Origin of the sequence: Mucilaginibacter sp. PAMB04168, from assembly GCF_039634365.2 — a bacterium.
Lineage (GTDB): Bacteria > Bacteroidota > Bacteroidia > Sphingobacteriales > Sphingobacteriaceae > Mucilaginibacter.
The window spans coordinates 5003575-5017198 of the sequence record NZ_CP155079.2 but is presented as its reverse complement, the minus strand read 5'-3'; the positions used below and the strand labels follow the sequence as shown (position 1 = coordinate 5017198).

The following is a 13624-nucleotide window of genomic DNA, read 5'->3' as shown; positions in this document are numbered from 1 at the left end:
ATTGACGATATAAACGATGATGATGTTGAAACAATCTCTACTATTTAAAATGAAAGCTTATGCCGGTTTGCTTGGCCTGGCTTTGGTGGCCGCAAGCTGCCATAAGGATAGCCAGGAAACCGCCATAGTAGCGCCAACAGCCGAAACTACACCGGTAATTGCTTACCTTACATCATCTACTGCGCTAAGCGGAGGTGCGGTTACCAATATGGGAAGTGCAATTAGCATAACTGCATCAGGTGTTTGCTGGAGCGCGAGCAATCAAAACCCTACCATTTCTGACTCTAAAACCAGTGATGGTGGTAAAGCAGTATTCAAAAGTGCCTTAACTGGTTTAACACCCAATACTACCTACTATCTGCGTTCATACGTACAAAATGACGCGGGTACCGGCTATGGCAATTTGGTAACGTTTAAAACCAGTACCGGTACTGCCGATACTACGGTTAATGTAACCACGCTGGCTGGCAACGGTACGCCTGGATTGACAAACGGCGCTGCTATAAATGCTTCGTTTAATAGTCCGCAAGGTACTGCGGTGGATGCACAAGGCAACGTATACGTAACCGACTCCTTTAATCACCTGATCCGCAAGATCACGCCGGCAGGCATAGTAAGTACTTTTGCAGGTAAGGGCACACTGGGCTTTTCGGGTGGAAATGCAACTACAGAAGCGCAGTTTTATAGCCCTCAGGGCATCGCTGTTGACGGCTCCGGCAATGTTTACGTAGCCGACCAAGGTAACAATGCTATTTACAAAATAACGCAGGCTGGTACAGTAACTGTACTGGCTGGCAACGGTACGGTAGGCGCATCAAACGGAACAGGGAGCGCTGCTACCTTTAATTCGCCGCAGGGTATAGCGGTTGATGGTGTTGGCAATGTTTACGTAGCCGATCGTAACAATAACCGCATTCGTAAAATCACCTCAGCCGGCGTAGTAAGTACATTAGCGGGCACCGGGGCTAACGGCTTTACCAATGGCGATGGTACAACAGCCGTATTTAACCGCCCGGCAGGCGTAGCGCTGGATGCAACCGGCAACTTGTATGTAACCGACCAGAATAACTATGCTATTCGCAAAGTAACCTCAGCCGGCGTAGTAAGTACGCTGATAGGTAACAGCATAACAACTGCTTTATTAAACGTACCGACGGGTATAGCCGTTGATGCACAAAATAATATTTATATAACCGACCAAAGCGGCCGTGTCATGTTAATCAGCAGCCAGAACGTTTTATATACCTTGGCCGGTAAAACAGAAACATCAGGCTTTTTAGATGGCAGCAAAGCAACGGCTTTATTTGCCGGTCCTGCGGGTATAGCCGTAGGTGCCAATAAAACCCTTTACGTAGCCGACTATAATAACCATCGCATCCGTAAGGTAGTTATACAATAAGAAGATATATGGCTGATGAAAAACGCAGGGCAAGTACAGTTTTAAAAGCATTTTTATAAGCCAGTCCGGTTATTTCGAGCGTAAGCAAAATCTTGATTGAACCTGACAAGCATTATATTCTGCACGATGAACAGGATATTTAACTTCGGTTTGAGACAACAATCCTATATAAAAGTAGCCCGGCATTGCCGGGCTACTTTTATATAGCAACAGTGCCTTCCTGATAATTTCGGGCATATGAGCGAAATCTTTTTTTGATGTGCTTAAATGCCAATAGAACAAGACCGCTCGCGATAGTTGTGAATGGAAAATTGGCTATTGATTTTGCCATAGCCAATTCTCTTGTGTAAAATACAGCGCATTTTTTCCAGTGATAAAGAGAATCTCATAAGGAGAAAGCCTTTCGGGTTCGGTACAGATCTACTATTCGAGATGGCATCCATCGAGGCAAAGAATGTGTTTCATGACGCGACACTTGCAAGTTTAGCAAAACAATGTAGCGCCCTGATTTTTATCCAACCCCGAAACCTCGCAATTATCCAAACAACAGGCCGAACACTTCCTCTATCCGGCTTACCGCTTTGATCTCAATTTTGTAGTGCGACAGATCCAACTGATTCTTGTCTTTTTTACCTGAGGGTAAATTGTACTTGGAAATAAAAATTTGCTCAAAGCCAAGCTTTTGGGCTTCGGCAATACGCTGCTCGATACGGTTAACGGCCCTTATTTCGCCCGATAGACCTAACTCGCCTGCAAAGCAGGTTTTGGATGAAATGGGCATATCCTCGTGCGAGGAGATAATAGCCGCAGCCAGGCCAAGGTCAATAGCGGGGTCCTCAACCCGTATGCCGCCCGTAATGTTCAGGAAAACGTCTTTAGTGCCCAGCCTGAAGCCACAGCGTTTCTCCAGCACGGCTAACAGCATGTTCATCCGTCTCGTATCAAAGCCTGTAGCCGAACGTTGAGGTGTTCCGTAAGCCGAAGTGCTCACCAGTGCCTGCGTTTCAATCAACATGGGCCGCAAGCCCTCTAATGTAGCGCTGATGGTTATGCCGCTTAAAGCTTCATCCCGCTGTGATAGTAAGATTTCCGACGGGTTAGACACCTCGCGCAAACCAGCTCCAAGCATTTCGTAAATACCCAGCTCGGACGCCGACCCAAAACGGTTCTTTATAGACCGCAGGATGCGGTAAACGTGGTGTCTGTCGCCTTCAAACTGCAATACGGTATCTACCATATGTTCCAGTATTTTAGGCCCTGCAATCATGCCGTCCTTGGTAATATGTCCAATCAGGAATACGGGCGTAGAGCTCTCCTTAGCAAAGCGAAGCAGCTCCGCTGTACACTCCCGAACCTGTGACACGCTACCTGCCGTAGATTCGATATGCGCCGAGTATAGTGTTTGGATGGAGTCTACAATTACCAGGTCGGGCTGTAGCTGCTCAATCTGTTTGAATATATTCTGTGTTGAGGTTTCAGTGAGGATAAAACAGCCCATGCCTGCTTCTGCAGCCTTATATTGCTGGGGTGGTGTTATTCTTTCAGCCCGCATTTTAATCTGACGGTCACTTTCTTCGCCCGATACATAAAGCACCTTGGCTGCAGGCATGCTTAAAGCCAGTTGCAGCATGAGTGTCGATTTGCCAATGCCGGGTTCGCCGCCAATTAGTATAAGCGAGCCAGCCACAATACCGCCGCCCAATACACGGTTCAATTCTTTATCGGGCGCAAGTATGCGATGCTCTTCATTGAAGCTGATGTTGCTTACCGACACCGCCTTGTTGGCACGCTGCAATGAAGTTGAGCCCGAACCAGGAGCACTATTGCTGCTTTTCCAGTTAGATGCCGCTGCGTGTGGTTTTTCTACCACTTCTTCTACAAACGTATTCCATTGGTTGCATGAAGGGCACTTACCCAGCCACTTAGGCGATTCATAGCCACAGCTCTGGCAAAAATATGCTGATTTTGTTTTAGCCATTTATTGGAGTTCGAAAGTCAGGTGTTTGACTTTGGATTTAAGGTAAAGATACGAAAATGCTAATATATTTAGTTAGGTTGGTGTAAAACAAACAAAGCAGGTCCACCCGTTCGCGGAACCTGCTTTATTTAATGTAAATCCGGAATCTAAGATCCGAATTCAGAAATTATAGTTTAATTTCTTCGTCCTTAGCGTTCATAAAGTGAAACTCGGTAATTTGGTATGACGAGTTTGCTTTTACTTTAATCCACTGGCCGTATTTAAAGTACCATTTCATTTGTCGGCTTATGAGGCCTTTCTTAATATAAGCTTCAATGTACGGGTGTACACAAAGCGTAATGCTTTTCTCATTCTGTTCTACCAGGATGTAATTGAAATTGTTTTCAATATCATCCAGCAACAAAATAGTTGGCCTGATGGCCCCGGTGCCGTGGCAGGTTGGGCAAACCTCGTTGGTCACAATGTTCATCTCCGGCCGCACCCGCTGACGGGTTATTTGCACTAAACCAAACTTACTCGGTGGCAAAATAGTGTGCTTGGCCCGGTCATGTGCCATCTCGTCGCGCAGATAGTCAAACAGCTCTTTGCGGTTGTTGGGCTTGTGCATGTCAATAAAATCGACTACCACAATACCACCCATATCGCGCAAACGCAGCTGGCGTGCAATCTCGCGGGCAGCCTCTTTGTTTACCTGAAAGGCATTATCTTCCTGGTTTTCTTTGTTTGCCGTTCTGTTGCCGCTATTTACGTCAATTACGTGCAAGGCTTCAGTGTGCTCAATAACCAGGTAGGCACCACCAGCCAGATTTACGGTTTTCCCGAATGCAGATTTAATCTGCTTCTCAATTCCATAATGCTCAAATATCGGATCGCGGTGCTTATGCAGGCGAACGATGTTTTCCAAATCAGGCGATATATCATGTACATATGAACGGATTTCTTCGAATATGGAAGGTTCGTTTACATGAATGTGCTGAAAATCAGCGTTTAATATATCCCTCAGTAGGGTCGATGTACGGTCAATTTCACCTAATACCTTTTTTGAAGGATCAGTTGCCGGTAACCTCGTCATGAAAGATTCCCACTTGGATATCAGATCAAGCAGGTCCTTTTGCATTTCGGTTACCCCCTTACCTTCTGATACCGTACGGATAATTACACCAAAATTTGCCGGTTTAATACCTTCCACAATTTTGCGCAGGCGCGTGCGCTCTGTATTACTCTTTATCTTTTTAGAGATAGAGATGGTTTCAGAGAACGGCACCAATACTACATAGCGGCCGGCAATAGATAGATCGGAGCTCAGCCTCGGGCCTTTTGTTGAGATAGGCTCTTTAGCAATTTGCACCGGTATTAACTGGTTCTTGGTCAACACTTCAGATATCTTACCCGATTTGTTGATGTCAGCTTCCAGCTTTAAATCATCCAGCAATTTGGTTTGGTAACTACCCCCACGTACCTGTTTGGTTAATTTGAGCAGGCTTTGCACTTGCGGACCAAGATCCAGGTAGTGCAAAAACGCATCCTTCTCGTAGCCTACATCAATAAAAGCAGCATTAAGCCCGGGCATAATTTTTTTAACACGGCCCAGGTAAATATCCCCAACGGTATAATTATTGGAAATTTGCTCTTTATGAAGTTCGACGAGTTGTTTATCCTGTAACAGGGCAATAGTTGCCCCGCTAGGGGATGAATCGATAATTAATTCTTTTATCAACTGCTACTCCATTTCTTCAAAAGCGGCGAAGTGCCGCGTACAATATGAGGATAAAAAACAAAAATAAAAAAATTTGCCTGCCACTACCTAAAGTAACCGCAGGCAAACACACCGTAACTACGGCTTATTTCTTTTTATGTCTGTTTTTTCTTAAACGCTTTTTGCGTTTGTGGGTAGCCATTTTATGTCTTTTACGTTTCTTACCGCTTGGCATAATACTAATTTTTTAAAGGGTTATTTAATTTTTTAATTCGTTAATATAGTTATCAATGGTTTGCCCCATGGTTGGGTCGGCCATTAGTTCCTTACATTTTTGGTAAGCTTCAATAGCTTCGGTTTTCATGCCCAGCTGCTTGTAACTCTCGGCCAGGTAAAAGTAAGGCTCCACCTTCGACCGTTTAGTATCCTGCGCAATCATAGCTTTAAACCGGTCAACCGCTTTTTGAAACTGGCCGGATTTCATAGCAAACTGGCCTAAGCTTAAATTAGCGTTCCAGTTTTGCGGATCGGCGGTAACCACCTCACGCAGCAACATAATGCCCTGCATGGGTGAGCCTCCTTCAGCATCAGTTATACCCAAGCTGGTTTGGTTAACATAAGCTATACCCAAACCGGTTTTAGCATCCAGGCTTTCAGCTTTTACAGCCATAGCTTTTTTAAAGGCAAATATGGCGTTCGCAACAAACGTAGATTGTACGGTGGTATCTTGTGTAAACTTATAAGCATCATTAAAGCGCTGGCCTGCAGTTAACCAGTTCTCATAATCATTTTTAGATTTTGCTAATTCCAGATAGTAGAACGCTGCAGGAGCTGCCTGATTAACGCCATCCCATTGCTGGGCCAGTTCTTGTTGCAGCTTTTGTCTTTCGGCAGGCGAAGATGCTTTTTTAAGCATCTCTTCCAATGATATGATCTTGCCGGCTAAATCGGCCCCAATGGCAGTTTTAGCCGGTCCGGATACTGTGTTTACATCAACATTGGCATTGGCCGGAGCCTCCGCCTGCTGGCTTGGAGCAGTGCGCTCCTCTTTTGGCTTAATTAACCCTTTAACGGGCTGCGAATACAAATAGCCCATAACCACCACAACGGCCACTACTGCAACTATTTGTTTCTTGTTCATATATTAAGCTTTGGTTGATTTGGTTTTGTTACCTGTTCTTACTTTTTCAACAAAAGTTTTGGCTGGCTTAAAGCTGGGTACAAAGTGCTCAGGTATTATAATTGCAGTGTTTTTTGATATGTTACGAGCAGTTTTTTTAGCTCTCTTTTTTACCACAAAGCTACCAAAGCCTCTAACATATACGTTTTCGCCGCTTACCATCGATGTCTTAACTACCTTAAAAAACGCCTCAACAGTCTCCTGAACGTCAACTTTCTCAATCCCTGTTTTAGTTGATATTTCAGCTATTATTTCCGCCTTAGTCATATCTGTTTTTTATTAATAATTTTATGTAAATACTTAACTGTTTTGGGGTTGCAAAAGTATGGCTTTAATTGGAAACTGTGAAATAAATGTACGTTTTTTTACAATGGGATCCTTTAAGCTGCAAACATTACTTGCATGTTGCGGTTAACAGCGGTTGATTTTGTAAATTTGAACTACATGAATTTTGCTGATGAACTGGTGCAGTGGTACCATCAAAATAAACGCGATTTGCCCTGGCGCCACACGCATGATCCGTACGTGATTTGGCTTTCGGAAATTATTTTGCAGCAAACGCGTGTAGAGCAGGGTTTACCTTATTTTAACCGTTTTTTAGAGCGCTATGCAACAATTGAAGATTTTGCAAATGCCAGTGAGGATGAAATTTTAAAGTTGTGGCAAGGGTTAGGGTACTATTCACGAGGGCGTAACATGCTTAAAACTGCACGGTTGATACAGCAGCAATACCATGGCAAGTTTCCGTCTGCATATAATGAGTTAATTAAGCTAAAAGGAATAGGGGATTATACCGCCGCTGCAATCTCTTCTTTTGCGGCTAACGAGGCTCATGCTGTGCTCGACGGTAATGTTTTTAGGGTACTGGCCCGGTATTTTGGCATTAACGAACCCATAAACAGCACCAATGGAAAAAAGATATTTAAAAAGCTGGCCGATGAAGTATTAAATAGAGATGAACCTGGTTTGCACAACCAGGCCATGATGGAATTTGGCGCTATGTTATGTAAGCCTAAAAACCCAGCATGCGGCATTTGCCCTGTACGTTTGGGTTGTAAGGCTTTTAAAACCAACGCTACTACGCAACTACCAGTAAAACTTAAAACAGTTAAAATTAAGGAACGGTTTTTTAACTATTTTTTAATATTTAATGAAGGCAAAATTTTAATGAACAAGCGTACTGACGGCGACATATGGACCGGTTTGTATGACTTGCCGCTTATTGAAACCAAAGAGTTACTATCAGTACAGGACATACTGCTGCTGCCAGAAACAATGCAGTACTTTGGCCAGGATGCGCAAATTGATGAGGTTTTTGGATTACAGAAATTTGTATTAACGCATCAGCGGCTTACCATTCGTTTTATCAGATTAAAGAATACGCCGGTTGAACATAAAGCAAGCTGGGCATATATAAATACAGAAGATTGGGGAAAATTAGCTTTACCAAAAGTTATTTTTATATTTCTAAGTAATTTTTTTAAATTTGAAAATAATTCTCTCTTTTTTTAACTAAAACATGTCTGGAATAAATAAAGTAATTTTAGTAGGACACTTAGGCAAAGACCCCGAAATAAGACACCTGGAAGGAGGTGTATCTGTAGCAAGTTTCCCGCTGGCCACTTCAGAAAGCTTTAACAAAGACGGCCGTAAAATTGAACAAACTGAGTGGCACAATATTGTAATGTGGCGCGGACTGGCCGATGTGGCCGCCAAGTACCTGCAAAAAGGTAAACTGGTATACATTGAAGGCAAGCTCAGAACTCGCTCTTTTGAGGACAAGACCGGTATTAAGAAATACACTACCGAAGTTGTTGCCGAAAACTTTACCGTTTTAGGTCGCAAAAGCGATTTTGAAAACGAGGGCAGACAGATTGTGAGAAGTGGAGAAGCCGATAGCGATTACGACCGCACTACAGAGGCCGACGATCTGCCTTTTTAACTAGCCCAATTACAAACTTGAATATAATGAATAAGCCCTCACGGTGTAAACCGGAGGGCTTTGTCGTTTAAGGACACTAACGCACTGGGGCGGGAGGCTTTTAGAAACTTTTTATTTTCCAATCGCCTTATCACGTCGAGCGGCAGTAATAAACCTTATGGTAGATATACCTTGCCTTCTCATATTATTAACTTGAAAATAAGCAGCATTAGATTCCTGTATGAGGTTAAAGCTTTGCCCTGCAAAAGACCAACAGTATCCTGCGCACTACTGTTCTTTAGCCCATATATCCTTAAGGTCTGCAACTTGTACCAGCTGCAATCCGTTCTGTTGCGAAGTTTGCCGCTGAACAGCGTTAGAGCCGCCTATAACCATTAAATGATCATAAAGCACCACACTGCCTAAATGTGCCCTGTCTGAAAAATTTGATTTGATCAGTGTGAATTTACCAGTAGTAGTATTCAAAAAGCCTGTAAGCTCTTGATTGGTGTAGCCACCGGTGATGAAGATGAGGTTATTGTAAACAGCGATACCGTTTGCCGACACTGCTTTAGGCAACTTACCAATCAGGCTCCATTGTTTACTTTCAATATTATAAGCATAAATGTTTTTGCCGGTGTTAGACCGGCTGGCATCAAAGCCACCAAAGACATAAAGAACACCATTTACTATGGCTCCTGTGGCCTGTAAAGGTTCGGGCATATCAGGCAGTCGGGTAAATTTTTCTGTCAACGGATCAAACTCATAGAAAGCTTTGGTTGCTTTCATGTAAGAGGTGTAATTTTGATCAATGCCGCCACCAAAAATGTAAATTTTGTTTTTCCAAACAGCCGCCCCTCCATAAGCAGAAGGCATTGGGTTCTTTACATTCAGTATCTCGGTTTGGCCGGTATTAACATCAATGGTTTCTACTTTATCAAAATAAGTAAAGTTAACAATTGATGTAAGGCCGCCAATTCTGTATATTTTACCTGTTTGAGGGATATAAGTAGCTGTACTTTGAACAATGGGTTTTAAATTGTGTGCCAGTACTGACCAGTTGTTGCTTTTAGGATCATACTTGAGTGCCTGTGTGCAGGTTTTATACCCCGACATTCCGCCAATTACATACGCATAGGTGCTATCAGCAACACACGAATGATAGTATAACGGAAAAGGAAGGCTTCGCACATTTTTGAAAAGGAGTTCTTCGTGCTGGGCTTTAATAACTACTTCTTTTAATTCCACAGCCTCCTCTTCCAAAACAACAACGTGTTGTTTGGCGGTTATCATTTCTTTCCCCGTAGTACGTTTAGTTTTATACCCCACACAGCTTATCAAAATCTCATCCTCGGCGTTGAATGGCCTGCTTGTGATTTGTAGTATTCCCTTGTCGTTAAATAACAAGGTGTAATTCTGTGTTTTATTAACTAAGGTAGCATTCGGGATTGCATGCCCTTGCTTGTCTTGAACGCTTATAATAATGCCTTGAGCCGTAATGAATGGAGTATGATGTTGCGTTTTGTTAACGTCCGGTATTGTGGCACTAATTAAAATAGACAGAAATAAGATTAATTGGTACATTCTTCTCTTGCGTTAAGTTAATATGGCGCAATTGCGCCATATTTAATCACTTATATTTACCTTCCTCCAGGCGCGCAGTGTTCTCTCAAAAATTTGGTATACAGCGTGCGCAGGTGCTGGCCCGTCCCTTCACCTTCGTATATACCGTGCGAACGGTTAGGGTACGACATTAGCTGGAATTGCTTGTTGTATTTCACTAACTCATTTATAAGTTGCTCGGCATTGCTGTAGTGCACATTGTCATCGCCGGTGCCATGTACGTAAAGTAAATTGCCACGCAAGTTTTTAGCGTAAGTAATGGGTGATCCTTTAATGAAGTAAGACCGGCCTTCCTCATTGGTTGGCACACCCATGTAACGCTCCTGGTAAATATTGTCGTAAGATAACTGGTTGCCAACTGCGGCCACGGCAATGCCGGTTTTGTAAATTTCTGGGTATTGGAACATCAAGTTCAGGGTTGATGAACCACCGCCGCTCCAGCCCCACACGGCCACGCGAGAGGTATCAATGAAAGCATTGTGCTTAAATAGCTCTTTAGCCGCCATAGCCTGGTCGCGCACGTTAAGAATACCAATGTTGCGGTAAATAGCCTTGCGCCACTCACGGCCCTTTGGCACCGGCGAACCGCGATTGTCCATTGATACATAAATGTAGCCATCGGCAGCCATATCACCTGCATACTCGCGGTTGCGGCCCGCACCATATACGTCGGCTGCGGTTTGTGAGGCTGGTTCGCCGTATACATAAAATACAATAGGATACTTTTTAGACGGGTCGAAGTTGGTGGGTTTCATCATCCAGCCATCCATGCTTACACCATCGGCTGTGGTAACGGTAAAAAACTCTGGCCTGGCTTTAGTTGCTGTTAGATCTACATTAATAGTTGTAGGCGCACCGTTTAAGGGCTTGTGAGCCGGCAAGCTTACCGTCTCTGTAACTGGTGGAGTATAACTGTTATTGAAAGAATGAATGGCAACCAATCCATTAGGGGCAATGTCATAACGGTGCGTGCCGGGCTGGTTAGCCGGTGATATACGCTGTGGTGCGCCGCCATTCAGTTTTACGCGGTATAGATAGCGTTGTGTAGCGTTATTGGGCGAGGCCGTAAAGTAAATATAGCCGTTTGTTTCGTCAATTAAGTCTAAACCTACCACATCATAGTTGCCTTTAGTAAGCAACTTTTCCTGTCCAAAGCGGTCAATACTGTAAGCATGGCGCCAGCCGTCTTTTTCGCTCAGCCAAATAAACTTTTTTCCTTTTTCAATCCAGTCCCAGCCTACAGATGCATCCTTGGCATCAATCCAGGCTTTGTCGGTTTCCTGGTATATTACTCTTGATGCATTGCTGGAAATATTGCAAATGAAAATTTTACTCTGGTTTTGTGCGCGGTTCAGTTGTTGCAAAATCAGCTCATTGCCATTGACTGCCCATTCCATACGCGGAATATAGTGCTGCACAGCATCACCAGGTACATTGATGTTGGTTGTTTTACCATCAGTTACATTAACTACTTTAATTTTGCAGGAGCTGGGATCAGTTCCGGCTACAGGGTACTCTACAGGTACGTTAAAGGAGTAGGCCGAATCGGTAGTGTTCAGCATTAAGTAATTGCGGATTTTGGTGGCATCGATTTGCCAATAAGCAATATTGCGGCTATCGGGCGACCACCGGAAACCGTCGCGGCAATCAAACTCTTCCTCATAAGCCCAGTCGAATGTGCCGTTAATTAAGCGTTTGGTGCCATCGTTGGTTAAAGGTTTAATGTTGCCATTAGCCAGGTCTTCTACATAGATGTTATGCTCACTTACATAAGCGGCTTTGGTACCATCGGGCGATATTTTGGCAAACATGAGCGATGATGCCGGATGCCCTTTACCTAACTGACTAAGTGTTTTAGTGTTAGTATTATATATCCAGTAATCACCCCGAGTATCCTGGCGCCATACACGGCGTGTATTGGTGTTAATAAGCACCTTTTGCCGGTCATCAGAAAAATAGAACCGCCTTACCTGAATGGCTGGTTGGCCTGCTGGTGTAAGTGCTGCTTTGCTTACTATAATATTTTTACCAGATGGATTGCGGATATCCAGTTCAGCAATCTCGCCATCAATCGTGCGGTAAAAATGGTAACCATCGGCGGCCCATTGCAGTTCCTGGGCTTGTACCTGGCTTTGCATCAGTACAATAGCGCCTGTAAACAAAACAGTTAAAACCAGGTGGTAAAATTTAATGTTCATAACAAAAATAAGAGTTTTAATTACCTTAGCCATCTATATAATGAGGCTACAAAAATTGCGTTAAATTAATATTTTTAACCGTTATACCGGATTCTGCATCCATGAAAAAATACTACCTAATACTTCTGCTCTGTGTGCTTCAATTACATTTTACCGCTACTGCGCAAAATGCTAACCGTAGCCGTTTTATTACCGATAGTCTGGATAATTATATTAACCGTTCGCTCACCAACTGGCGTGTGCCCGGTGCTGCGGTTTGTATTGTAAAAGATGGGCGTATTATACTCAGAAAAGGTTATGGTATTAAAGAATTAGGCTTGGCCACCAAGGTTGACGAGAATACCTTGTTTATGATTGGCAGTAACACCAAGGCTTTTACAGCAACAGCCATGGCCATGCTGCAAACGCAAAACAAGCTTTCGCTTGATGATAAGGTAACCAAATACCTGCCCGATTTTAAACTGGAAAATAAGGCGGCCACCGATATGGTAACGCTGCGCGATTTGCTATGCCATCGTATTGGGTTTGGTACTTTTCAGGGCGACTTTACATATTGGACCAGTAACCTGACCCGTAAAGATGTGGTAGAAAGAATGAGCCATATTAAAGCCATGTACCCGTTCAGAAGCCGTTGGGGGTATACTAACGCCGCTTTTTTAACTGCCGGCGAGGTGATGGAAAAAGTAACAGGCAAGCCATGGGAAAATTACATCAAAGAAACCTTACTGGCTCCGCTAGGCATGACCAGTACGCTTACCCTCTCCAAGGATCTGGCCACTTCGTTCAATAAATCGGCCGCACATACGCTGGTTGACGGAAGGCTGGCCGCTATACCGTACCCTCAAATTGATAATCTGGCGCCAGCCGGTAGCATGAGCTCTTCGGCTAACGATATGTGTAAATGGGTGCTGGCTTTGCTGGCTAACGGCAAAGTAGGGGCAAAAGACGTAATGCCGGCTGCTGCTTTACGCGCAACCCAACAGCCGCAAATGCTGGTAGGCGGCGAGCCCGACGGTACCTTTAGTGCCTATGGTTTGGGCTGGTTTTTACAAGGCTACAAAGGCCACCGCATAATAATGCATACGGGCGGTGTAAATGGATTTGTATCATCGGTTACGCTGGTACCCGATCAAAATCTGGGTATAGTTATACTAACCAATACCGACCAGAATAATCTGATTGAAACCCTGAACTTTGATGTTATTGACGCTTACCTTAAGCTGCCTTTCCGTAACAACAGCGATGCGGCCTTAACTGTGGTTAAGGGTAACCAGCAGCGCGACCTTGCACGTGAAAAGGCCCTGCGCGACAGCACCGCGCTTAATTTGCGCCCGGCTTTAGATCTGAATAACTACACCGGCAAATACAGCAATGATCTTTATGGTAGTATCACCATTGCTAAAGGCGAAGCGAACGATCTTGAAGTGCGCTTTGAGCATCACCCTAAAATGTATGCCCGCCTACAGTCGCTGGGTGGGAATCGCTTTTACGCCACATTTTCCGATCCGGTATTTGGCCGGGCCGTTTTTCCATTTTTGGTGCAAAACAACCGGGTAGTAAGTGTACAGGTTAAAGTAGCCAACTTTATTGAGTTTGGTGCTTATGATTTTAAGCGGAAGTAGCGTGAAT

Annotated in this window: 11 protein-coding genes; 4 read left to right on the top strand and 7 right to left on the bottom strand. The window is 44.0% G+C overall.

Going from position 1 to position 13624, the window contains the following annotated elements:
• Positions 1-49: 49 nt before the first annotated feature.
• Positions 50-1399 carry an NHL repeat-containing protein gene (locus tag ABDD94_RS21055; protein WP_345953885.1) on the top strand — a complete coding sequence of 450 codons (1350 nt, stop codon included), beginning with the start codon at positions 50-52 and terminating at the stop codon, positions 1397-1399.
• 535 nt (positions 1400-1934) lie between these two features.
• Here the strand turns inward: ABDD94_RS21055 and radA are convergent.
• The 5 genes from radA to ABDD94_RS21030 all read right to left on the bottom strand — a co-directional run bounded on the left by radA (position 1935) and on the right by ABDD94_RS21030 (position 6520).
• Positions 1935-3377 carry a DNA repair protein RadA gene (gene radA / locus ABDD94_RS21050; RefSeq protein ID WP_345953884.1) on the bottom strand — a complete coding sequence of 481 codons (1443 nt, stop codon included), beginning with the start codon at positions 3375-3377 and terminating at the stop codon, positions 1935-1937.
• Positions 3378-3543: 166 nt separating this feature from the next.
• Positions 3544-5094 carry an Rne/Rng family ribonuclease gene (locus tag ABDD94_RS21045; RefSeq protein ID WP_345953883.1) on the bottom strand — a complete coding sequence of 517 codons (1551 nt, stop codon included), beginning with the start codon at positions 5092-5094 and terminating at the stop codon, positions 3544-3546.
• A gap of 124 nt (positions 5095-5218) precedes the next feature.
• Entirely contained in the window at positions 5219-5308 is a 90-nt protein-coding gene (locus tag ABDD94_RS21040) for a hypothetical protein (RefSeq protein ID WP_008506795.1), read from the bottom strand.
• Between the two features lie 24 nt (positions 5309-5332).
• Positions 5333-6214, bottom strand: a complete 882-nt coding sequence (locus tag ABDD94_RS21035; RefSeq protein WP_345953882.1) for a hypothetical protein — start codon at positions 6212-6214, stop codon at positions 5333-5335.
• 3 nt (positions 6215-6217) lie between these two features.
• The gene (locus ABDD94_RS21030) at positions 6218-6520 is read right to left on the bottom strand and encodes an HU family DNA-binding protein (protein WP_345950134.1); all 303 of its coding nucleotides are present in this window, start codon (positions 6518-6520) and stop codon (positions 6218-6220) included.
• A gap of 177 nt (positions 6521-6697) precedes the next feature.
• On the opposite strand from ABDD94_RS21030, the gene mutY reads away from it, so the two are divergent.
• Positions 6698-7765, top strand: coding sequence for an A/G-specific adenine glycosylase (mutY, locus tag ABDD94_RS21025; protein ID WP_345953881.1), 1068 nt, complete (start codon positions 6698-6700; stop codon positions 7763-7765).
• 7 nt (positions 7766-7772) lie between these two features.
• Positions 7773-8195 (top strand): single-stranded DNA-binding protein, encoded by a 423-nt coding sequence (gene ssb, locus ABDD94_RS21020; protein WP_345950136.1) that lies wholly within the window; start codon positions 7773-7775, stop codon positions 8193-8195.
• A gap of 267 nt (positions 8196-8462) precedes the next feature.
• Here the strand turns inward: ssb and ABDD94_RS21015 are convergent, their stop codons facing one another.
• Entirely contained in the window at positions 8463-9758 is a 1296-nt protein-coding gene (locus tag ABDD94_RS21015; RefSeq protein ID WP_345953880.1) for a kelch repeat-containing protein, read from the bottom strand.
• Between the two features lie 56 nt (positions 9759-9814).
• A complete protein-coding gene (locus tag ABDD94_RS21010) occupies positions 9815-11995 on the bottom strand; it encodes a DPP IV N-terminal domain-containing protein (RefSeq protein ID WP_345953879.1) in 2181 nt (726 codons plus the stop codon).
• A 101-nt stretch (positions 11996-12096) separates the two neighbouring features.
• Between ABDD94_RS21010 and ABDD94_RS21005 the strand changes: the two genes are divergently transcribed.
• A complete protein-coding gene (locus ABDD94_RS21005) occupies positions 12097-13617 on the top strand; it encodes a serine hydrolase (RefSeq protein WP_345953878.1) in 1521 nt (506 codons plus the stop codon).
• Positions 13618-13624: the final 7 nt, after the last annotated feature.